We start from the raw sequence: 19,608 nt of genomic DNA, 5'->3' as shown, positions 1-19,608 counted from the left end.
TCGGGGACGATATATGACCGAACGAACGAACATCGAAGAACACACCGCGGACGACGTCGTCGCGCGAGTTCTCGCGACCGACGACAGCCGGGCGGCGGTGACGCTGTTCGGCGCAGACACGCAGGGCAGGAGGGCTCAGGCGCTGCAGGCGCAGGAGACCGACGGCGGCCTCCACGACGGCGACCAGTTCGACAGGGAGGAGCGCGCGGCGCTCCGCCGTGTCTCCGGTCTCTCGACCGAGCTCGAGGACGTCACCGAGGTCGAGTACCGGCAGCTGCGGCTGGAGAACGTCGTGCTCATCGGCGTCTACTCGCAGGGCTCGCTGCAGGACGCGGAGAACTCGCTCCGCGAACTCGCGGCGCTCGCCGAGACGGCGGGCGCGGCGGTGCTCGACGGCCTGCTGCAGCGCCGACCGCATCCCGACCCGAGCACCTACCTCGGCCGGGGCAAGGCGCAGGAGCTGGCCGGGATCGTGGCGTCGCTCGGCGCCGACACCGTGATCGCCGACACCGAGCTCGCCCCCAGCCAGCGCCGTGCGCTGGAGGACGTGGTGCGGGTGAAGGTCATCGACCGCACCGCCGTGATCCTGGACATCTTCAGCCAGCACGCGAAGAGCCGCGAGGGCAAGGCGCAGGTCGAGCTCGCGCAGCTGGAGTACCTGCTCCCTCGCCTGCGCGGCTGGGGCGAGTCGATGTCCCGGCAGGCCGGTGGCCAGGTCGGCGGCGCGGGAGCCGGAATGGGCTCGCGCGGTCCCGGTGAGACGAAGATCGAGCTGGATCGTCGCCGCATCCACTCGCGGATGGCGAAGCTGCGCAAGCAGATCGCCGGGTTCAAGCCCGCCCGCGAGGCCAAGCGTGCGAACCGTAACCGCAACTCGGTGCCCTCGGTGGCCATCGCCGGCTACACCAACGCCGGCAAGTCCAGCCTGCTGAACCGCGTGACGAAGGCCGGCGTGCTGGTCGAGAACGCGCTGTTCGCGACGCTGGACGCCACCGTGCGCCGCTCGGTGACCGCCGACGGCAGGCTCTACACGCTCGCCGACACGGTCGGCTTCGTGCGGAACCTGCCGCACCAGCTGGTGGAGGCGTTCCGCTCGACGCTGGAGGAGGTGGCCGACAGCGATGTGATCCTGCACGTCGTCGACGGCTCGCATCCCGACCCGGCGTCGCAGCTGGCGACCGTGCGCGATGTGATCGGAGAGGTGGGGGCGCGGGACATCCCGGAGATCGTCGTCTTCAACAAGGCGGACCTGATCCCCGAGGACGACCGCCTCGTGCTCCGCGGGCTCGAGCCGGGGGCGATCTTCGCCTCGGCGCGCACCGGCGAGGGCATCGACGAGGTGCTCGCGGCGATCGCGCGGCTGCTGCCGGACCCGTCGGTCGAGGTGGAGCTCGTGGTGCCGTACGACCGCGGCGACCTCATCTCCGCGCTGCACGAGCGCGGGCGGGTGCTGGAGACGGCGTACGTCGAGGAGGGGACGCGCGTGAAGGCGCGCATCCTGCCCGAGTACCAGGCGGCGTTCGAGCCGTTCGCCGTGTAGCAGAGCGTCGAGCTCGGGCCGGGTGGACCCAACGTGTCGGAACATGACACGAGGGGTTTCCGCCCGGCCTTTCGCGTTGCTAGGGTGCCGTATCAACGTCAAGCGGGCGACCGCCGACGTGGTGCGACAGCCGAGCCCGGCACCCGCCCGTGAACCCCTCACCGTCCGATCGGACGCCCGGGGGAGTCCGTGCCGCTGATCGACCACCCTGAGGACGCCATGAGCTCTACCGCCGCGCGGTTCTCGTTCGAGCTCTACCCGCCGCGCTCGGAGCGCGCCGCCGCCGCGCTGCCAGCGACGATCGACAGGCTCGCCGCCGCCGGTCCCGACTTCATCTCGGTGACGTACGGCGCGAACGGCTCGTCGCGCGGCTCCTCGCTCGACGTGCTCCGCTACATCCTCGACCACACCGACGTGAGCCCGATGGCGCACCTCACCTGCGTCGGCTCCTCGCACGAGGAGACCAACCGGCTGATCCGGGAGTTCCTGGATGCGGGCATCCGCCGATTCCTCGCGGTCCGCGGCGACCCGCCCGCCGACGTCGAGCCCGGCGGGGACGGCCTGGGTGACATCCGCAGCTCCGCGGAGCTGGTGCAGCTGATCCACCGCGTGCAGGCCGAGCGCGTCCCGTACGGCGAGCTCCCGGTTCCCGGGCTGCCGGCACGGACGGTGCTCGAGCACCGTGAGCACGTGCAGATCGCCGTCGCGGCGTTCCCGAACGGGCACCCGTCATCGCACTCCGTGTCCCAGGACATCGACGCGCTGCTCGCGAAGCAGGCCGCAGGCGCGAACCTCGGCATCACCCAGCTCTTCTTCCACGCCGAGGACTACCTGCACTTCGCGCAGCGGGCGAAGGAGGCGGGCGTGAGGTTCCCGATCCTGCCCGGCATCATGCCGGTGACCTCGCCCGCGCGCCTGAAGAGGATGCTCGAGCTGAGCGGCGAGGACCTGCCGAGCGACCTCGCCATCCAACTCGAGGTCGAACCGACCGACGAGGGGCGGCATGAGATCGGCATCGCCTGGGCGGCCGGTCTGGCGCAGCGGCTGCTCGACGGCGGCGCTCCGGGCATCCACCTCTACACGTTCAACCAGCACGCCGCCGTGCTGTCCGTCCTGGAGCGCGTCGGCCTCGGGCCCGTCGCGTCCGCCACATCCACCCTCCCAACCGAAAGCGAACCAGCATGACCGACACCTCCACCCGCACCGCGTTCCCGGTCGGGACGATCATCGGATACCCGCGCATCGGCCGCCGCCGCGAGCTCAAGAAGGCCGTCGAGAGCTTCTGGGCGGGGAGCATCGACGCGGACCAGCTCGAGGCGACCGCGGCGTCCCTGCGCGCGGAGACCCGCGAGCGGCTCGCGGCACTCGGCCTCGGCCGGGACGACGCCGCTATCCCGGAGACCTTCAGCTACTACGACCAGGTGCTCGACGCGGCCGTGACGGTCGGCGCGGTGCCGAGCCGGTTCGCGGGGCTCGTCGGCCCGAACGGCGCCGTCGACTTGGCCGGCTACTTCACGATCGCCCGCGGCGAGGGGGACAACCCGCCGCTGGAGATGACCAAGTGGTTCGACTCCAACTACCACTACCTCGTGCCGGAGATCGGCCCGGAGACCCGCTTCCGGCTCGCGTCCGACCGCATCGTGCGACAGTTCGAGGAGGCGCGCGACGCCGGCTTCGTCACCCGCCCGGTGATCGTCGGCCCCGTGACGTTCCTGCTGCTGAGCAAGGCCTCCGACGAAGCGCCGGATGGATTCCGTCCGCTCTCGCGGCTTGCCGACCTGCTCCCGGTGTACCGCGAGCTGCTGGCCCGCCTTGCCGCGGCCGGTGCGCCGTGGGTGCAGCTGGATGAGCCGGCGCTGGTCAGCGAGAGCATCGAGGACGAGCGCGCGGACGTGCTGGAGGCGACGCGGCGCGCGTACGCGGAACTCGGCTCGGCCGCCGAGCGGCCCGCGCTGTTCGTCGCGGCGCCGTACGGGAGCCTGGACGATGCGCTCCCGGTGCTCGCCGCGTCACGCATCGAGGCGATCGCGCTCGACCTGGTGCGCGGAAGCATCCCGACCGGCCTGGACGCGGCGACCGCCGAGGCGCTCGCGACCAGAACCCTGGTCGGCGGCGTGATCGATGGGCACAACATCTGGCGCGGCGACCTGGAGCGGGCGTTCGGCGCGCTGACCGAGCTGCTGTCCCTGAGCCCGGACGTCGCGGTGTCCACCTCCACGTCGCTGCTGCACGTCCCGCACGACGTGGACGACGAGCCGGACCTCGACCCGCGCCTGAAGAGCTGGCTCGCGTTCGCCGATCAGAAGGTGGCCCAGGTCGCGACGCTCGCGCGCGGGCTCGTCGACGGGCACGAAGCCATCCAGGCGGAGCTGAGCGCCGCGACCGCGGCACTCGCCGACCGCGCGGGCGCCCCCGGCGTGCGGGTGCCGGCGGTCCGCGAACGGGAGGCGGCGCTCACCCGCGCGGACTTCCGTCGCGGACACTACGAAGACCGGCTGGCGGCCCAGGAGGCGGCCCTCGGCCTGCCGTTCCTGCCGACGACGACCATCGGCTCGTTCCCGCAGACCTCCGACATCCGCCGTGCCAGGGCGCAGCTCGCGGCAGGCGCCCTGACCGAGGCCGAGTACCTCGCGCGGATGCAGGCCGAGATCAAGCGCGTCGTCGACCTCCAGGAGGAGATCGGGATCGACGTCATCGTGCACGGCGAGCCGGAACGCAACGACATGGTGCAGTACTTCGCGGAGAATCTCGACGGCTTCGCGGTGACGAAGAACGGCTGGGTGCAGTCGTACGGGTCGCGCTGTACGCGGCCGTCGATCCTGTGGGGGGACGTCTCACGGCCGAAGCCGATCACGGTCGACTGGTCGACGTACACGCAGTCGCTCACGTCCAAGCCGGTCAAGGGGATGCTGACCGGGCCGGTGACGATCCTCGCCTGGTCGTTCGTGCGCGACGACCAGCCGCTCGGCGAGACCGCGCGGCAGGTCGCGCTCGCGCTGCGCGACGAGATCGCGGACCTGGAGGCGGCGGGCATCCGCGTCGTGCAGGTGGACGAGCCGGCACTGCGAGAGCTGCTGCCGCTGAAGCGCGCGGCCCAGGCGGACTACCTGGAGTGGTCGGTCGGCTCGTTCCGGCTGGCGACCTCCGGTGTGGCGGACGCCACGCAGATCCACACCCACCTCTGTTACTCGGAGTTCGGCGTCGTCATCGACGCGATCCGGAACCTGGACGCGGACGTGACCAGCATCGAGGCGGCGCGCAGCCGCATGGAGGTGGTGCACGACATCCAGCGCTCCGGCTTCGAGCACGGGATCGGCCCTGGCGTCTACGACATCCACTCGCCGCGGGTGCCGTCTGTCGCGGAGGTGACCGAGCTGCTGCAGACGGCGCTCGGCGCGATCCCGGGACGCCAGCTCTGGGTCAACCCGGACTGCGGGCTGAAGACGCGCGGCTACGACGAGACGGTCGCGTCGCTGCGGAACATCGTGGAGGCAACGCGCGGCGTCCGGGCGTCGGCGGCAGCGCGGCTCTGATCGCTGTGCGCTGAATCGGCGCCGTGATCCGCGCCGTGCGACAGGATGGTCGCATGGTGCGGATCACGGACGCGGAGTTCGAGGCGCTGGTGGGCGAGGTGTTCGACGCGCTGCCGGAGGACATGGTCCGGCCGCTCGAGAACGTCGCCATCCTCATCCAGGACCAGCCGCCCGGCGCGCGGCCGAGGCTGTTCGGGCTGTACAGCGGGCACCCGCTGACGCGGCGCGGCGTCTACGGGTTCGGCGAGCTGCCGGACCGCATCACGCTGTTCCGCAACAACCTCGAGGCGAGCTGCTCGAGTATCGAAGAGCTGCGCGCGCGGGTGCGCGTGACCGTCGTCCACGAGATCGGCCACTACTTCGGACTGACGGACGACCGCCTCCGCGAGCTCGGCTGGGCGTAGCCCCGCTCGCGATTTGCCCCAAATCGTGGGAAAGATCGCGCCGAAGCCACGATTTGGGGCAAATGTGCGGGCGGGTCAGACGGCGCGGAGCACCGCCACGACCTTGCCGAGCACCTGTGAGTAGTCGCCGAGGATCGGCTCGAAATTCGAGTTGCGCGGCAGCAGCCAGGTGTGGCCGTCGCGCTGGCGGAAGACCTTGACCGTTGCCTCCTCGTCGAGCATGGCCGCGACGATGTCGCCGTTCTCCGCCGTGTTCTGCGCGCGGACGACGACCCAGTCGCCGTCGCAGATGGCCGCGTCGATCATCGACTCGCCGACCACCTTGAGCATGAACAGCTCACCGTTGCCGACGAGCTGACGGGGGAGCGGGAAGACCTCGTCCACCTGCTGCTCAGCGGTGATCGGGACGCCGGCGGCGATCCGGCCGACGAGCGGGACCATGGCGGCGTCGCCCACCGGGGTCTGGTTCTCGAAGTCGGGGGCGGCGGCGGACGGCAGGTCGATCAGGATCTCGAGGGCGCGGGGACGGTTCGGGTCGCGCCGGAGGTAGCCGCTCAGCTCGAGCTGGTTCAGCTGGTGGGTGACGGAGGAGAGCGAGGAGAGGCCGACGGCGTCGCCGATCTCGCGCATGCTCGGCGGATAGCCGCGCTGGCTGACGGAGCGCTGGATCACGTCGAGGATGGCGAGCTGCTTCTCGCTGAGGTTCTTACGCCTCCTGGTGCCCCTCGGAGCCGGATTCTCGTTCGACACGCTCGTCCCTTCGTGACCGTCGCCGCACCCGGCGGACCCGAATGTCGGTGGTGCCTGGTTACCTGATCTCCAGACAATCGAAACTGTATCCACGATGCAGCGGCAGAACAAACATGTGTTCGAGCGTGTCTCGGATTTCATGCGGAATTCGTCCCCGGCGTCGCTCTTGCGGTTTCGAACATTCGAAGATACATTCGGAACACAGCTTCGCAAGAGGCCTGAGGAGGTCACGACCATGAGCACCACTGCACTGCCTACCGGCGTTCGGGTGCGGCTGCGTCTCACCCGCCGCGGTCGCGCCGTCGTCACCGCGCTCGTCGCGCTGCCGATCGTCGTCGGCGCCTTCGTCTTCGCCCTCAACGGTGGTGGCGCCGCCGCCTCCGGCGAGCAGACCCACGTCTCCTTCCAGCACGTCACGGTCGACTCGGGGGAGTCGCTGTGGAGCATCGCCGAGCGCATCGCGCCGAATGCCGACCCGCGCGACGTGATCGCCCAGCTGGTCACCCTGAACGGACTCGACTCGGCCGTCGTGTCTCCGGGCCAGGACCTCGCCATCCCGGTGCAGTACGCGCGCTGAGCGTGCTGCAGCTGCGCTGCGGGCTTTCAGGCGGCGTCGCCGTGCGGCGTAACGTCCGGGCGGCGCTGACTACCATGGAATGGTGACTTCCCTCGACGATCTCCCGATTCGTGACGACCTGCGCGGCCGCACCCCATACGGTGCACCGCAGAAGGTCGTGCCCGTCGCGCTGAACGTGAACGAGAACACGCATCCGGTGCCCGAGGACGTGGCGGCCGACATCGTCGCGCGGGTCGCCGCCGCGGTCGGCGGCGTCAACCGCTACCCGGACCGGGAGTTCACCGAGCTGCGGGAGGCGTTCGCCGGCTACCTCGGTCACGGCCTCACCGCCGAGAACATCTGGGCGGCCAACGGTTCGAACGAGGTGCTGCAGCACATCCTGCAGGCCTTCGGAGGTCCCGGGCGCAGCCTGCTGGGGTTCGCCCCGACCTACTCGATGTACCCGCTGCTCGCCTCCGGCACCGGCACCGGCTGGATCCCCGCCCATCGTGACGCCGAGTTCGAGCTGTCCCCGGAGACGGCGGCGGAGGAGATCGCCCGCCACGACCCGGACATCGTCATCCTCTGCTCGCCGAACAATCCGACGGGCACGCCGCTCTCCCTCGCCACGATCGAGGCGGCCTACGATGCCTCTCGCGGCATCGTGATCGTGGACGAGGCGTACGCCGAGTTCATGCCGCAGGGCGAGCCGTCCGCGCTCACCCTGCTGTCCGGCCGTCCGCGGCTGCTGATCTCCCGGACCATGAGCAAGGCGTTCGCGTTCGCCGGGGCCCGCGTCGGCTACCTCGCTGCGGACCCCGCCGTCGTCGACGCGCTGCGGCTCGTGCGGCTGCCGTACCACCTCTCGGCCATCACGCAGGCGGCCGCCCTCGGTGCGCTCGCGCACGCGGACGAGATGCTGGCGATGGTCGGCGAGATCCGCTCCCAGCGCGACCGCCTGGTCTCCGAGCTCGCGCGGCTCGGCTACACGCCGCACCGCAGCGGGAGCAACTTCGTGCTGTTCGGGAACGTCGCCGACCCGCACGCGGTGTTCGAGGCGCTCCTGGAGCGCGGCATCCTCATCCGGGACGTCGGCATCCCGAACCACCTGCGCGTGACCGCGGGCACCGAGGCCGAGACCACGGCGTTCCTCGAGGGCCTCGCCGCGCTCGGTCGCCCCGAGCCCGTGCCCGTGAACGCGGAGCGGACGCCCGACCCGGCCCCAGTAAACTCGCAGTCATGACGAATCGCACCGCCACGCTGCAGCGGGAGACCAGCGAGTCGAGCATCGAGCTGAGCCTCGACCTCGACGGGACCGGCTCCTCCGACATCTCCACGTCGGTGCCGTTCTACGACCACCTGCTCACGGCGTTCGCGAAGCACTCGCTCACCGACCTGCGTGTGCGTGCGCACGGGGACACCGACATCGACGTGCACCACACGGTCGAGGACGTCGGCATCGTGCTCGGTCAGGCGATCCGGCAGGCGCTCGGCGACAAGGCAGGGATCTCCCGCTACGGGGATGCGCTGGTCCCGCTCGACGAAGCGCTCGTGCAGGCCGTCGTCGACATCTCCGGCCGTCCCTACCTGGTGCACAGCGGCGAGCCCGCCGGGTTCGAGCTGCACCTGATCGGTGGGCACTTCACGGGGTCGATGGTCCGCCACGTCTTCGAGGCGATCTCCTTCAACGCCGCCATCACCACGCACGTCACCGTCGTCGGCGGGCGCGACCCGCACCACATCGCCGAGGCGGAGTTCAAGGCGTTCGCCCGCGCGTTCCGGCAGGCGAAGGCGCTGGACCCGCTGGTCTCGGGCATCCCCTCGACGAAGGGCGCGCTGTGAGCGCCCCCGACGTCGTCGTCTTCGACTACGGCACCGGCAACGTCCACTCGGCCGTCAAGGCGCTGGAGGAGGCCGGAGCGAACGTCGAGCTGACCGGCAACCGGCGTCGCGCCCAGGAGGCCGACGGCCTGCTGGTGCCGGGCGTCGGCGCGTTCACCGCGGTGATCGACGCGCTCCGTGCCTCCCATGGCGACGAGGTCATCGACCGCCGGCTCGCGGGCGGTCGCCCGGTGCTCGGCATCTGCGTCGGGATGCAGGTGCTCTTCGAGCGCGGCGTCGAGCACGGCATCGAGACCGAAGGTCTGGGGGAGTGGCCGGGCACGGTCGACCTGCTGAAGGCGGACGTCGTGCCGCACATGGGCTGGAACACGGTCGAAGCCCCGGAGGACTCGGTGCTGTTCGAGGGCATCCGCGACGAGCGCTTCTACTTCGTGCACTCCTACGCGGCGCAGGACTGGACGCTGGAGGCGACCGGTCCCTTCCCGAAGCCTCGCGTGACGTGGGCCGAGCACGGCTCGCGCTTCGTGGCGGCGGTGGAGAACGGCCCGCTGACCGCGACCCAGTTCCACCCGGAGAAGTCCGGCCAGGCGGGTCTCCGCCTGCTGCGCAACTGGATCGGCTCCCTGTAGCCGTCTCACGCCCCACCCGTCCGCCCCGCGGACACGAGCGAGGAAACACATGAGCGAATTCAACAACACGCCCCGGCTCGTCCTGCTGCCGGCGGTCGATGTCGCCGACGGGAAGGCCGTGCGCCTGACCCAGGGCGAGGCCGGCAGCGAGACCAGCTACGGCGACCCCGTCGACGCGGCCGCCGAGTGGGCGGACGCCGGAGCGGAGTGGATCCACCTGGTCGACCTGGACGCGGCGTTCGGTCGCGGAAGCAACCGGGCGCTGCTGAAGAAGGTCATCCGCCAGACCAAGGGCGTGAACATCGAGCTCTCCGGGGGGATCCGCGACGACGAGTCGCTGGAGCAGGCGCTCGAGATCGGCGCGACGCGCGTGAACCTCGGCACCGCCGCGCTGGAGAACCCGGAGTGGGCGGCCAACGCGATCGGCCGCTACGGCGAGGCGATCGCCGTCGGCCTGGATGTGCGCGGCACGACGCTCGCCGCCCGCGGCTGGACCCGTGAGGGCGGTGACCTGTGGGAGGTGCTCGAGCGTCTTGAGGAGGCCGGCTGCGCCCGCTACGTGGTGACCGACGTCACGAAGGACGGCACCCTGAAGGGCCCGAACATCGACCTGCTGCGCCAGGTGATGGACCGCACCGAGCGTCCGGTCGTCGCCTCCGGCGGCATCTCGAGCCTGGACGACATCGCCGCGCTGCGCGAGCTGGTCCCGCTGGGCCTCGAGGGTGCGATCGTCGGCAAGGCGCTGTACTCCGGCGCGTTCACCCTGCCCGAGGCGCTGGATGTCGCCGGCGACTGATCCTGCCGATCCGTCGGGTCCGGACGGTTCGGCGGGCGGCCGCGGTCCGAACGAACGGCCGGGGCACACGGGTGGTGCGTCCCCCGCGTCCGGTCACGGCGTCCCCACCGAGACCGGAGCGGGCCGCCTCGCCGGTTTCGCGGCGTCGCTCGCCGACTCCGCCGGGCAGCCCTGGGATGGCCGCGAGTTCGACGACAACCCGTTCGGCGACGACGACGGGTCGGCACCGCTGCCGCTGCTCGGCGCGCTGGCCGCGTTCCGCGCCGGCGAGACCGGTCCTGAGGCCGTCGTCGACGCCATCCGCGGTTCGCGCCTCCTGATCCCTCTGGTCGCCGAGCTGGGCGACGAGGGCGTCAGCGACACCGGACTGACCGTCGACAAGACCCAGGAACTCTCGATCGTGACAGTCGCGGCCCCCGACGGCCGCACCGTGCTCCCGGTGTTCTCCTCCGTCACGGCGATGCAGACCTGGAACCCGCAGGCGCGTCCGGTGCCCGCCGCCGGGCCGCGGGCCGCGCTCGCCGCGGCGTCGGAGGGCACGGAGCTGCTGGTGCTCGACCCGACCTCCGAGACGGAGTTCGTGCTGCGAAGGCCGGCCGTCTGGGCGCTCGCCCAGGGCCTCCCGTGGCTGCCGAGCGACCGCGACCCGGAGGTGCTGGCGGCGTTCCGCGCGTCGCTCGGGTCCGAGCTCGGCGTGCTGGACGTGGAGCTGGCCGCCGGGGATCCCGCGAGCAGGCTCAGGGGCGAGGAGCTCGTCGTGCGCCTGGTGCTGTCGAGCGGGCTGACCCGGGACGAGCTGGACGCCATCCTGTCGCGGCTCGCGCAGCGCTGGGCGGCGGACGACGTCATCGCCACGCGCGTCGACTCGCTGCGCGTGCAGCTCGTGGCCGCCGAGTAGCGGGGCACCGCTCCAGCCCGCGGCGCCCGACGACGGGTGTCAGGCGGCCGAGCGCAGCATCCGGAGCCCCGCCAGCAGCGAGAGCACCGCGATCACCGCGACGAACACCACCAGCACCGGCACCAGCGGCCAGAGGATGAGCGCGACACCGAGGAGCAGCACCGGCAACGCGAGGCCGACGTAGGCGACGAGGAAGATCGCCGCGAGGACCTCGCCGCGGCGCTCCGGCTCCGCGAGGGATGCAGCGACGCCGACGGCCGACCGGAACAACAGCCCGACGGCCGCACCGGCCAGCACGCCGCTGACGATGAAGACCGCGAGAGAACCGCCCAGCACCCCGGCGGCCAGGCCGCCCAGCCCGACGACGACAAGCACCAGCGCGAGGACGAGCTGCGCGCGCATCCCCAGCCGGGCGAAGACGATCTGCGAGACGGCGGAGGCGGCGAACACCGCGAACGGCACGACGCCGGCGACCAGGTGCGACTGCACGTGGTACGTGCCGGCGAGGACGCTCGGCGCGAGGGAGGTGAACAGGCCGAAGACGGCGAACCCGGCGAAGGCGGCGACGGCGGCGGCCGAGAACGCGCCGCGCGCCGACGCGGGGAGCGACACCCGCTGCGGGCGGTATGCGGGGCGCTCCTCCGCGCGTTCCACGGTCTCCGGCACGAGCGCGACGGCGAGGGCGGCGACCGCGAGCAGCACCAGGAACACGGCGTACGGCAGCAGCAGCGGCAGCGGGAGGAACTGGGCGAACAGGCCGCCGATCAGCGGGCCGAGCGCGAGGCCGCCGGTGTTCACGACGGTGGAGACGGTTCCGGCCAGCCGCGGGCCCTCCCCGGGGCGAGCGATGGCGCGGAGCTCGCTGAGGTGGGCGGTCGCGCTCGCGGTCAGCGCGCCGACGCCGACGCCGGAGATCAGCCGCGCGACGATGAGACCGCTGACGTCGTTCCAGACCAGGAACAGGGCCGCCGCGACGATCTCGAGCAGGATGGCGACGAGCACCATCCTGCGCCGCCCCGCCCAGTCGCTGAGGTGTCCGATCAGGAACAGGCTGGCGATGACGCCGACCGCGTAGGCGGCGAAGATGACCGTGACCACCCAGGTCGGGAAACCGTCCCGCGCCTGGTACAGCGCGTAGAGCGGGGTCGGGATCGTGGAGAACGCCATCACCGCAAGGAACGCGGCGGCGATCACCCAGAACCCTCCGCCGTGGCGCAGCTCCCAGGGGCGTCGTGCGGTGGGGGAGGCCAGGTCGCGGTCCAGTGTGCTCGTCATGGTCATCATCATGAACGCGTGCGGTGATCGAGTCCAACGGATACTCTCGATGCCGACAATCGATGGATACGATCGTCACGTGGACACCAGACAGCTCGAGTACTTCGTCGCGGTCGCCGACGAGCGCAACTTCACCCGTGCCGCCGAGCGGGTCTTCGCCGCGCAGTCGACCGTCTCGGCGGGCATCGGCGCCCTGGAGCGCGAGCTCGGCGTCCGGCTGTTCGAGCGCGATCCGCACGGCGTGCGCCTCACCGACGCGGGTCGTGCCGCAGTGGAGGAGGCGCGCGCGAGCCTGCAGGCGATCGAGCGGATGCGGGATGCCGCGGCCGGCGACGGCGCGCTGCGCGGGACCGTCAGGGTCGGCATCTTCACCAACCTGACGACGATCGACCTCCCGGGGATCATGGGCGAGTTCCACCGCAGGCACCCCCTGGTCGACCTCCGCCTCGGGCCGTCGCCCAGCGGGTCCACCGGGCTCGCGGAAGACGTGCGCCAGGGCAGGGTGGACGTCGCGTTCCTCGGCCTGCCCGACCGCGTGCCCGGCGTGCTGACGCTGCCGCTCGCGGACTCCCCGTTCGTCGCGATCCTGCCGGTCGGGCATCCGCTCGCAGGCGCGGGCTCGGTGTCGCTCGCGCAGCTGGCGGGGGAGCCGTGGGTGGATGCGCGCGAGGGCTTCGGCAACCGGGTCCGGCTCGACCGCGCGTTCGCGGCGGAGGGGCTCGTCCGGCAGGTGCCGACGGAGCTGGCCGACCTCGGCGAGATCCCGCGCTTCGTCGCGGCGGGCCTCGGCGTCGCGGCGCTGCCCGAGCTGACGGTGCTGCCGGCGGAGGGCGCCGTGAGCGTGCCCCTCGCGCCCGAGGTGCTGTGGCCGCTCAGCGTGATCGCGCGGCCGCGCCCCAGCGCCGCCGCGCAGGCGCTGCTCGACCTGCTGGCCGAGCGGTTCGGCATCCCGCCGTCGCCTACGCTGGAAGGACCATGAGCATCTTCGCCGCGATCGTCCTGTTCCTCAACGCGCTGTTCAACGTCTTCGCGTGGCCGCGGTTCTTCGCCAGGGTCAGGAACGACGCCCGTGCGCGGGATGCGGCGGGCAAGGCGACGCCGTTCCTCGTCGTGCACGGCGTGCTGCTCGGCGTCGCGCTGCTGCTCGCCGCGCTGTCTGCGGTCGCCGGAGTGCTGTTGCTCGTCGTCTGACACCGATGGCAGCATGAGGGCATGGCTCTGAACATCACCGGCGATCCCGAGGCGGACGCCCTGCTCGACCAGTCCCCGTTCGCCCTGCTCGTCGGCATGCTGCTCGATCAGCAGGTGGCGATGGAGACCGCCTTCGCCGGACCGGCGAAGCTGCGCGACAGGCTCGGCTCGCTCGACCCGGCGGGGGTGGCCGCGATCGATCCGGACCGGCTCGCCGAGGTGATGAAGCAGTCTCCCGCCGTGCACCGCTTCCCCGGGTCGATGGCGGGCCGCGTGCAGGCGCTCGCCGCGGCGATCGTGACCGACTGGGACGGCGATACGTCGGCGATCTGGACGCGCGGGGAGCCGGACGGCGCGGAGGTGCTGAAGCGGCTCAAGGCGCTCCCCGGCTTCGGCGAGCAGAAGGCGAAGATCTTCCTCGCGCTGCTGGGCAAGCAGAGGGGCCTCGCGGCGCCGGGCTGGCGCGAGGCGGCGGGCGACTACGGTGCGGAGGGCTACCGATCGGTCGCCGACATCGTCGACGCGGACTCCCTCGCGAAGGTGCGCGAGCACAAGCGCGCGGTCAAGGCGGCCGCGAAGGGCTGAGCGCGGTGACTGCCCCTTCCTGGAACGATTGCCGGTGCTCGCGCAGGGGCAATCGTTCCAGGAAGGGGCAGTCGCGCGGGCGGCTGATCGCCGTGTCGGTGGTGGCCGGTAGCGTTGCAGGAGCGCCCGGCCGGTGGCGCGGGAAGGGAGCGCCGCGTGTTCCTGCTGGACGGTGTCATCGTCACGAGCGCGAGCGACCTGACCGAGGCCTCGAAGTGCGAGTTCGCGTTCCTGCGCACGCTCGACGTCAAGCTCGGGAGGCTCGAGAAGACCGACGAGGTCGAGGACCCGATGTACGTGCGGTCCTCGCGGCTCGGCGACGAGCACGAGCACCACATCCTGGAGCGCTACCGTGAGCGGTTCGGCTCGGGCGTGGCTGAGATCCCGCGCCCGGAGCAGTTGACGGCGGACGGCCTGGCCGGCGCCGTGCGGCAGACCGCGGACGCGTTCGAGCGCGCGGCGGAGGTCGTCTTCCAGGCGACGTTCTTCGATGGCGCGTTCGTCGGCTTCGCCGACTTCGTGGTGCGGCTGCCGGACGGCCGCTACCGCGTGCAGGACTCCAAGCTCGCGCGCAGCGCCAGGGTCACCGCCCTGCTGCAGCTGGCGGCATACGCCGAGCAGCTCCGCCGGGTCGGGGTCGAGGTCGACGACACCGTCGAACTGCTCCTCGGCGACGGGTCGGTGAGCGAGCACCGGCTCCGCGACATCGAGCCGGTCTACCGGAAGCGGCGGGCGCGCCTGCTGGACATCATCGACGAGCACGTCGCCGATGAGGGCCCGGTCGCGTGGGGCGATCCGCGCTTCACGGTCTGCGGCCGCTGCGACACCTGCGACGCCGAGATCCAGGCCGCGCGCGACGTGCTGCTGGTCGCCGGGATGCGCGTCACGCAGCGCGAGCACCTGTTCGCGGCGGGCATCGCCACCATCGACGCGCTCGCCGCCTCCACCGGCCCGGTCGACGGCATCCCCGAGGGGACGCTCGACGGCCTCCGCGAGCAGGCGCGGCTGCAGCTGCAGGCGCAGCCCGGGTCGCCGCCGCCGGTGCGGGTGTTCAACGCGCCCGTGCTCGCCGTACTGCCGGAGCCCGACGCCGGCGACATCTTCTTCGACTTCGAGGGCGACCCGCTGTACACCGAGGGCGCGGGGGAGCGCTGGGGGCTCGACTACCTGTTCGGGATCGTCGACCGGGATGCGCGGTTCACCGCGTTCTGGGCGCACGACTTCGCGGCCGAGCGCGTTGCGCTGGAGGAGTTCCTCGCCTGGGTGCGCGAGCGCCGAGCCCGTTTCCCGCGCATGCACATCTACCACTACGCCGCCTACGAGCAGACGCACCTGCTGGCGCTCGCCGCCCGGCACGGCGTCGGCGAGGAGGAGGTGGACGGGCTGCTGCGCGACAACGTGATGGTCGACCTCTACCCGCTCGTGCGCAAGTCGGTGCGGGTGGGCTCGCGCTCGTACTCGATCAAGAAGCTCGAACCGCTGTACATGGGCGACGAACTGCGCGAGAGCTCGGTGACCAACGGGGCGGACTCGATCACGGAGTACGCGAACGCCCGCGACCTGCTGGCCCTGGGCCGTCCGGAGGAGGCGCAGCCGATCCTCGACGCGATCGGCGACTACAACCGCTACGACTGCGTCTCGACGCTGCGGCTGCGGGACTGGCTGCTCGCGAGCGCGGCCGAGAACGGCATCCCGATCGGCGCGGCGCCCGCGGAGGAGCCGGAGGTCGCCCCGGAGGAGTCGCCGCTTCGTGCCGGCCTGCTCGGCTTCGCGGGCGACCCCCTCGACCCGCACCGCACCCCCGACCGCGAGGCGATGGCGCTCGCCGCCGCCGCGATCGACTTCCACCGTCGCGAGCAGAAGAGCTTCTGGCAGTCGCACTTCGCCCGGCTCATCCAGCCGATCGAGGAGTGGGCGGACACCAGGGACGTGCTGGTCGTGGAGACGGCGACCGTCGTCCGCGACTGGTACCTCGACGAGGGCCAGCGCGTCGAGCGGCGGGAACTGCTGCTCACCGGACAATGGGGCGCGGGCAGCGCCGTGCGGGTGAGCGAGAGCTCCGGCCCGTTCCTGCTCTACGAGTACCCGGGACCGTTCCGGATGCTGCGCTCGCAGCCCGGCTCGCGCACGGTGCGCTCGGTCGCGGTCGTCGCGGTCACCGACGACGGGTCCGTGCTTGTGCGGGAGACGCTGCCGGAGGACGTGCCCGCCTACCGGCACCTGCCCACAGCGCTCACGCCGGCGCCGCCGCCGAACACCCGGCCGCTCGCCGAGGCCATCCGGGAATGGGGCTCGACGCTGCTCGACGCACGCCGCGGCGGGGGATGGCCGACGAACGCCACCGTCGACCTGCTGCGCCGCACGCCGCCGCGCACGCGGTCCGGCCGTCTCGCGCCGGAGGGCGCGGAAGACGGCAGCGGCCGGATCGCGGCCGTGACGGCCAGCCTGCTCGATCTTGACTCCTCGTACCTCGCGGTGCAGGGCCCGCCCGGCACGGGCAAGTCCTACCTCGGCGCGCACGTCATCGCGCAGCTGGTCGCCGAGCACGGCTGGCGCGTCGGCGTCGTGGCTCAGTCGCACGCCGTGGTCGAGAACCTGCTCGACCGCGTGGTGAACACCGGCCTGGATGCGGCGCTGGTCGGCAAGGTGCCGAGCGGCGCCGCCGACGGTGTGCGGTTCACCGCGCTGCGCAGGAACGGCCATCTCGAGTTCGCCGGCGAGCGCGAGGCGAGCGGCTACGTCCTCGGCGGGACGGCCTGGGACTTCGCGAACCCGGCGAGGGTGCCGCGGGAGAGCCTCGACCTGCTGGTGATCGACGAGGCCGGCCAGTTCTCCCTCGCCTCCACGATCGCGGTCGGGGTCGCGGCGCGCAACCTGCTCCTGCTCGGCGATCCGCAGCAGTTGCCGCAGGTGAGCCAGGGCCGGCATCCCGAGCCGGTGGACGGTTCCGCCCTCGGCTGGGTCAGCGACGGCCACGACGTGCTGCCACCGGAGCTCGGTTACTTCCTCGCCGAGACCAGGCGGATGCATCCCGCGCTCGCGGCCGCGGTCTCGACGCTCTCCTATGAGGGCCGGCTGCGCGCGCACGCGTGCGCCGCGGAGCGGGAGCTCGGCGGCGTGCAGCCGGGGCTGCATCCCGTGCCCGTCGCGCACGCGGGCAACGCGACCGCCTCCCCGGAGGAGGCGGCGGTCGTCGTCGAGCTCGTGCGCGGGCTGATCGGCCGCTCCTGGACGGACACCGAAGCGGGCCGCGACGACGATCCGCTGCGCGGCGAGGACGTGATCGTCGTGACGCCGTATAACGCGCAGCTCGCCGAGGTGCGCGCGGCGCTGGACGAGGCCGGGTTCGGGGACGTGCGCGTCGGCACGGTGGACAAGTTCCAGGGGCAGGAGGCCGCGGTCGCCATCGTCAGCCTGGCCGCGTCCTCCTCCGCGGACGTGCCGCGTGGGATGTCGTTCCTGCTGATGAAGAACCGGCTCAACGTTGCGGTGTCCCGGGCGAAGTGGGCGGCGTACCTCGTCCACTCGCCGTTGCTCACGGAGTTCCTGCCCACCACCCCGGACGGGGTCGGCGAGCTCAGCGCCTTCATCCGTCTGGTCGAGCCCGCCTGAACCGGGATACGGTGGAGGCGTGTCACCGGAGGAGATCGCGGAGCTGACGACGCTGCGCCGCGCGCGGGACTTCATGGACCGCGAGTACGCGCAGCCGCTCGACGTGCCGACGCTCGCCGCGGGCGCCTTCATGTCGCCCTCGCACTTCTCCCGCCGGTTCCGCGCCGCCTACGGCGAGACGCCGTACAGCTACCTGATGACGCGCCGGATCGAGCGCGCGATGGCCCTGCTGCGCGAGGGGATGAGCGTGACCGACGCGTGCATGGCGGTCGGCTGTACCTCGCTCGGCTCGTTCAGCTCCAAGTTCGCCGAGGTGGTCGGCGAGAGCCCGACCAGCTATCGGGCGCGCGAGCATCGGGCGGAGGAGGCGATGCCGAACTGCATCGCGAAGCAGCGCACGCGGCCGGTGCGCTCCCGTCCCGTCGCGCCGTGAAGCGGGCCGCGAGCGCCGCGAACTCGAGCAGTTTTGGAGAAGCGCGCACGGCGTCCGCTTCCTAGGCTGAGGCCATGACCCTTTCGCTTCAGTACTCGCACATCACGGTGACCGACCCCGAGGCGGCGCTCGCGTTCTACCGCGACGCGCTCGGCCTGGACGTCCTCAACGACGTCGCGTCCGGCGGCCACCACTGGATCACCCTCGGCGGTGCCGACGGCGGCACGCAGATCGTGCTCTCCGACCCGTACGCCGGCCGGTCCCAGTCGGACGGCGACGCCATCCAGGAGCTCGTCACCAAGGGCGTGCTCACCAACGTCGTCTTCAACACCGAGGACGACCTGGACGAGGTGTTCGAGCGCGTGCGCTCGACCGGCGCCGAGGTCCTCCAGGAGCCGAAGGATCAGCCGTGGGGTCCCCGCGACTGCGCCTTCCGCGACCCGTCCGGGAACATGGTCCGCATCCTGCAGTCGGCGGACCAGCCGCAGAACGCCTGAGGCCGACGCCCGTGCCGGTGCGAATCCGTGCCGGCACGGATGCCGCCCTCGCGAGCGCGGCGCACACTGTCGCCGTCGGCGCCGGCCGGGCGCCGCGAAGCGAGGAGGCGCATCGTGCTCACTGTCGCAACCTGGAATCTCGAGAACTTCTTTCCGGCAGGCACCCCGTTCGGACCGGGCTCCCAGGCGGTCTTCGACCACAAGGTCCAGCTGCTGGCGGCCACCATCCACGGGTCGGGCGCGGATGTGGTCGCGACCCAGGAGGTCGGCGACCCGGCGGCCTTCGACGCGCTGCTGACGGCGCTCGGCCCCGACTGGACCGGTGAGCTGTCGACGCACTTCGAGGCCTCGCATCCGATCCGGGTCGGCTTCGCCACCCGGCTGCCGGTGGTCGAGACGCAGCAGTACTTCGACATCCCCGCGCAGCTGCACGGCGTCCCCACCAGTGACGACGGCGCCCCGCTCGCCTCGATGGGGCGCGGCGCGCTGCGGCTGCGGGTGACCACCGGCGCGGGCGAGGCGGACCTGGTGTCCGTCCACCTCAAGTCGAAGCTGCTCAGCTTCCCCGGCGGCGGCTTCCAGCCGCACGACGAGGACGAGCGCGCCCGGTACGCGGCCTACGCGCTGTTGCGCAGGGCCGCGGAGGCGGCGGCCGTCCGCACGTTCGCGGACGCGCTGCTCGCCGGTAAGGGCACGGAACGTCGGCTGTTCGTGATGGGGGACTTCAACGACGGCGTCGAGGCCGCGACGACGCAGATCGTGAATGGCCCTCCTGGGAGCGAGATCGGCACGGCCGGGGAAAAGCAGCCGGACAGCGGCGACGGCTGGCGGCTGCTCAACCTCGCCCCGCTCATCCCGCCCGAGAAGCGGTTCAGCCGGATCTACCGGGGCACGGGCGAGCTGATCGACCACCTCTTCGTCTCGACGGCGCTGCGGAAGGCCGTGCAGTCGGTGACGACGATCCCCGGCGCGGCAAGCCTGCCCTCCATCACGGAGAACGCGACCGCGCGGAAGGACGCACCCGTGTCCGACCACGCGATGGTGGCAGCCGTGCTCGACCTCTGAGG

At 72.0% G+C, this 19,608-nt stretch carries 19 protein-coding genes; 17 read left to right on the top strand and 2 right to left on the bottom strand.

Annotation, left to right across the window (positions count from 1 at the left end):
- Positions 1-13: 13 nt before the first annotated feature.
- The 4 genes from hflX (at position 14) to AAME72_RS19310 (ending at position 5,477) form a co-directional block, all read left to right on the top strand.
- Positions 14-1,540, top strand: coding sequence for a GTPase HflX (gene hflX, locus AAME72_RS19325; RefSeq protein ID WP_348788145.1), 1,527 nt, complete (start codon positions 14-16; stop codon positions 1,538-1,540).
- A 219-nt stretch (positions 1,541-1,759) separates the two neighbouring features.
- Complete coding sequence (locus tag AAME72_RS19320; protein WP_348788144.1) at positions 1,760-2,725, top strand: methylenetetrahydrofolate reductase; 966 nt, start codon at positions 1,760-1,762, stop codon at positions 2,723-2,725.
- Entirely contained in the window at positions 2,722-5,073 is a 2,352-nt protein-coding gene (gene metE, locus AAME72_RS19315) for a 5-methyltetrahydropteroyltriglutamate--homocysteine S-methyltransferase (RefSeq protein ID WP_348788143.1), read from the top strand. Before AAME72_RS19320 ends, metE begins: the two co-directional genes overlap by 4 nt.
- Before the next feature lie 53 nt (positions 5,074-5,126).
- On the top strand, positions 5,127-5,477 hold the full coding sequence (locus AAME72_RS19310) for a metallopeptidase family protein (RefSeq protein ID WP_348788142.1): 351 nt from the start codon (positions 5,127-5,129) through the stop codon (positions 5,475-5,477).
- A gap of 75 nt (positions 5,478-5,552) precedes the next feature.
- Here AAME72_RS19310 and lexA read toward each other — a convergent pair whose 3' ends face one another.
- Positions 5,553-6,227, bottom strand: a complete 675-nt coding sequence (gene lexA, locus AAME72_RS19305) for a transcriptional repressor LexA (RefSeq protein WP_348788141.1) — start codon at positions 6,225-6,227, stop codon at positions 5,553-5,555.
- Positions 6,228-6,462: 235 nt separating this feature from the next.
- Here lexA and AAME72_RS19300 point away from each other — a divergent pair, with 235 nt between their 5' ends.
- The 6 genes from AAME72_RS19300 (at position 6,463) to AAME72_RS19275 (ending at position 10,948) form a co-directional block, all read left to right on the top strand.
- Entirely contained in the window at positions 6,463-6,804 is a 342-nt protein-coding gene (locus AAME72_RS19300; protein WP_348788140.1) for a LysM peptidoglycan-binding domain-containing protein, read from the top strand.
- Positions 6,805-6,883: 79 nt separating this feature from the next.
- Positions 6,884-8,026, top strand: coding sequence for a histidinol-phosphate transaminase (locus AAME72_RS19295; protein WP_348788139.1), 1,143 nt, complete (start codon positions 6,884-6,886; stop codon positions 8,024-8,026).
- Positions 8,023-8,625 (top strand): imidazoleglycerol-phosphate dehydratase HisB, encoded by a 603-nt coding sequence (hisB, locus tag AAME72_RS19290; protein WP_348788138.1) that lies wholly within the window; start codon positions 8,023-8,025, stop codon positions 8,623-8,625. The genes AAME72_RS19295 and hisB overlap by 4 nt, the downstream gene beginning before the upstream one ends.
- Positions 8,622-9,254 (top strand): imidazole glycerol phosphate synthase subunit HisH, encoded by a 633-nt coding sequence (gene hisH / locus AAME72_RS19285; RefSeq protein ID WP_348788137.1) that lies wholly within the window; start codon positions 8,622-8,624, stop codon positions 9,252-9,254. The genes hisB and hisH overlap by 4 nt, the downstream gene beginning before the upstream one ends.
- Before the next feature lie 49 nt (positions 9,255-9,303).
- The gene (gene priA, locus AAME72_RS19280; RefSeq protein WP_348788136.1) at positions 9,304-10,050 is read left to right on the top strand and encodes a bifunctional 1-(5-phosphoribosyl)-5-((5-phosphoribosylamino)methylideneamino)imidazole-4-carboxamide isomerase/phosphoribosylanthranilate isomerase PriA; all 747 of its coding nucleotides are present in this window, start codon (positions 9,304-9,306) and stop codon (positions 10,048-10,050) included.
- Complete coding sequence (locus tag AAME72_RS19275) at positions 10,034-10,948, top strand: SseB family protein (RefSeq protein ID WP_348788135.1); 915 nt, start codon at positions 10,034-10,036, stop codon at positions 10,946-10,948. The genes priA and AAME72_RS19275 overlap by 17 nt, the downstream gene beginning before the upstream one ends.
- A gap of 39 nt (positions 10,949-10,987) precedes the next feature.
- Here the strand turns inward: AAME72_RS19275 and AAME72_RS19270 are convergent, their stop codons facing one another.
- On the bottom strand, positions 10,988-12,223 hold the full coding sequence (locus AAME72_RS19270; protein WP_348788134.1) for an MFS transporter: 1,236 nt from the start codon (positions 12,221-12,223) through the stop codon (positions 10,988-10,990).
- Between the two features lie 79 nt (positions 12,224-12,302).
- On the opposite strand from AAME72_RS19270, the gene AAME72_RS19265 reads away from it, so the two are divergent.
- The 7 genes from AAME72_RS19265 to AAME72_RS19235 all read left to right on the top strand — a co-directional run bounded on the left by AAME72_RS19265 (position 12,303) and on the right by AAME72_RS19235 (position 19,606).
- Entirely contained in the window at positions 12,303-13,202 is a 900-nt protein-coding gene (locus AAME72_RS19265; RefSeq protein ID WP_348788133.1) for a LysR family transcriptional regulator, read from the top strand.
- Positions 13,199-13,414, top strand: coding sequence for a hypothetical protein (locus AAME72_RS19260; protein ID WP_348788132.1), 216 nt, complete (start codon positions 13,199-13,201; stop codon positions 13,412-13,414). Before AAME72_RS19265 ends, AAME72_RS19260 begins: the two co-directional genes overlap by 4 nt.
- Positions 13,415-13,435: 21 nt before the next feature.
- Positions 13,436-13,999, top strand: coding sequence for an HhH-GPD-type base excision DNA repair protein (locus AAME72_RS19255; RefSeq protein ID WP_348788131.1), 564 nt, complete (start codon positions 13,436-13,438; stop codon positions 13,997-13,999).
- A gap of 156 nt (positions 14,000-14,155) precedes the next feature.
- Positions 14,156-17,611, top strand: a complete 3,456-nt coding sequence (locus tag AAME72_RS19250) for a TM0106 family RecB-like putative nuclease (protein WP_348788130.1) — start codon at positions 14,156-14,158, stop codon at positions 17,609-17,611.
- 19 nt (positions 17,612-17,630) lie between these two features.
- Positions 17,631-18,044, top strand: coding sequence for a helix-turn-helix transcriptional regulator (locus AAME72_RS19245; RefSeq protein WP_348788129.1), 414 nt, complete (start codon positions 17,631-17,633; stop codon positions 18,042-18,044).
- A 74-nt stretch (positions 18,045-18,118) separates the two neighbouring features.
- Entirely contained in the window at positions 18,119-18,541 is a 423-nt protein-coding gene (locus AAME72_RS19240; protein WP_348788128.1) for a VOC family protein, read from the top strand.
- A gap of 114 nt (positions 18,542-18,655) precedes the next feature.
- Complete coding sequence (locus tag AAME72_RS19235; RefSeq protein ID WP_348788127.1) at positions 18,656-19,606, top strand: endonuclease/exonuclease/phosphatase family protein; 951 nt, start codon at positions 18,656-18,658, stop codon at positions 19,604-19,606.
- Positions 19,607-19,608: the final 2 nt, after the last annotated feature.

The sequence above is a fragment of the Leifsonia sp. NPDC080035 genome (genome assembly GCF_040050925.1).
Lineage (GTDB): Bacteria > Actinomycetota > Actinomycetes > Actinomycetales > Microbacteriaceae > Leifsonia.
The sequence above is the reverse complement of the archived record's forward strand: the minus strand, read 5'-3'. Positions and strand labels throughout refer to the sequence as shown.

Coding starts and splice junctions, on each gene's coding strand:
- AAME72_RS19295 (WP_348788139.1), top strand. CDS start 6,884: ATGGTGACTTCCCTCGACGATCTCCCGATTCGTGACGACCTGCGCGGC.
- hflX (WP_348788145.1), top strand. CDS start 14: ATGACCGAACGAACGAACATCGAAGAACACACCGCGGACGACGTCGTC.
- priA (WP_348788136.1), top strand. CDS start 9,304: ATGAGCGAATTCAACAACACGCCCCGGCTCGTCCTGCTGCCGGCGGTC.
- AAME72_RS19260 (WP_348788132.1), top strand. CDS start 13,199: ATGAGCATCTTCGCCGCGATCGTCCTGTTCCTCAACGCGCTGTTCAAC.
- AAME72_RS19320 (WP_348788144.1), top strand. CDS start 1,760: ATGAGCTCTACCGCCGCGCGGTTCTCGTTCGAGCTCTACCCGCCGCGC.
- AAME72_RS19275 (WP_348788135.1), top strand. CDS start 10,034: ATGTCGCCGGCGACTGATCCTGCCGATCCGTCGGGTCCGGACGGTTCG.
- AAME72_RS19255 (WP_348788131.1), top strand. CDS start 13,436: ATGGCTCTGAACATCACCGGCGATCCCGAGGCGGACGCCCTGCTCGAC.
- metE (WP_348788143.1), top strand. CDS start 2,722: ATGACCGACACCTCCACCCGCACCGCGTTCCCGGTCGGGACGATCATC.
- AAME72_RS19240 (WP_348788128.1), top strand. CDS start 18,119: ATGACCCTTTCGCTTCAGTACTCGCACATCACGGTGACCGACCCCGAG.
- AAME72_RS19310 (WP_348788142.1), top strand. CDS start 5,127: ATGGTGCGGATCACGGACGCGGAGTTCGAGGCGCTGGTGGGCGAGGTG.
- AAME72_RS19300 (WP_348788140.1), top strand. CDS start 6,463: ATGAGCACCACTGCACTGCCTACCGGCGTTCGGGTGCGGCTGCGTCTC.
- hisB (WP_348788138.1), top strand. CDS start 8,023: ATGACGAATCGCACCGCCACGCTGCAGCGGGAGACCAGCGAGTCGAGC.
- AAME72_RS19270 (WP_348788134.1), bottom strand. CDS start 12,223: ATGACGAGCACACTGGACCGCGACCTGGCCTCCCCCACCGCACGACGC.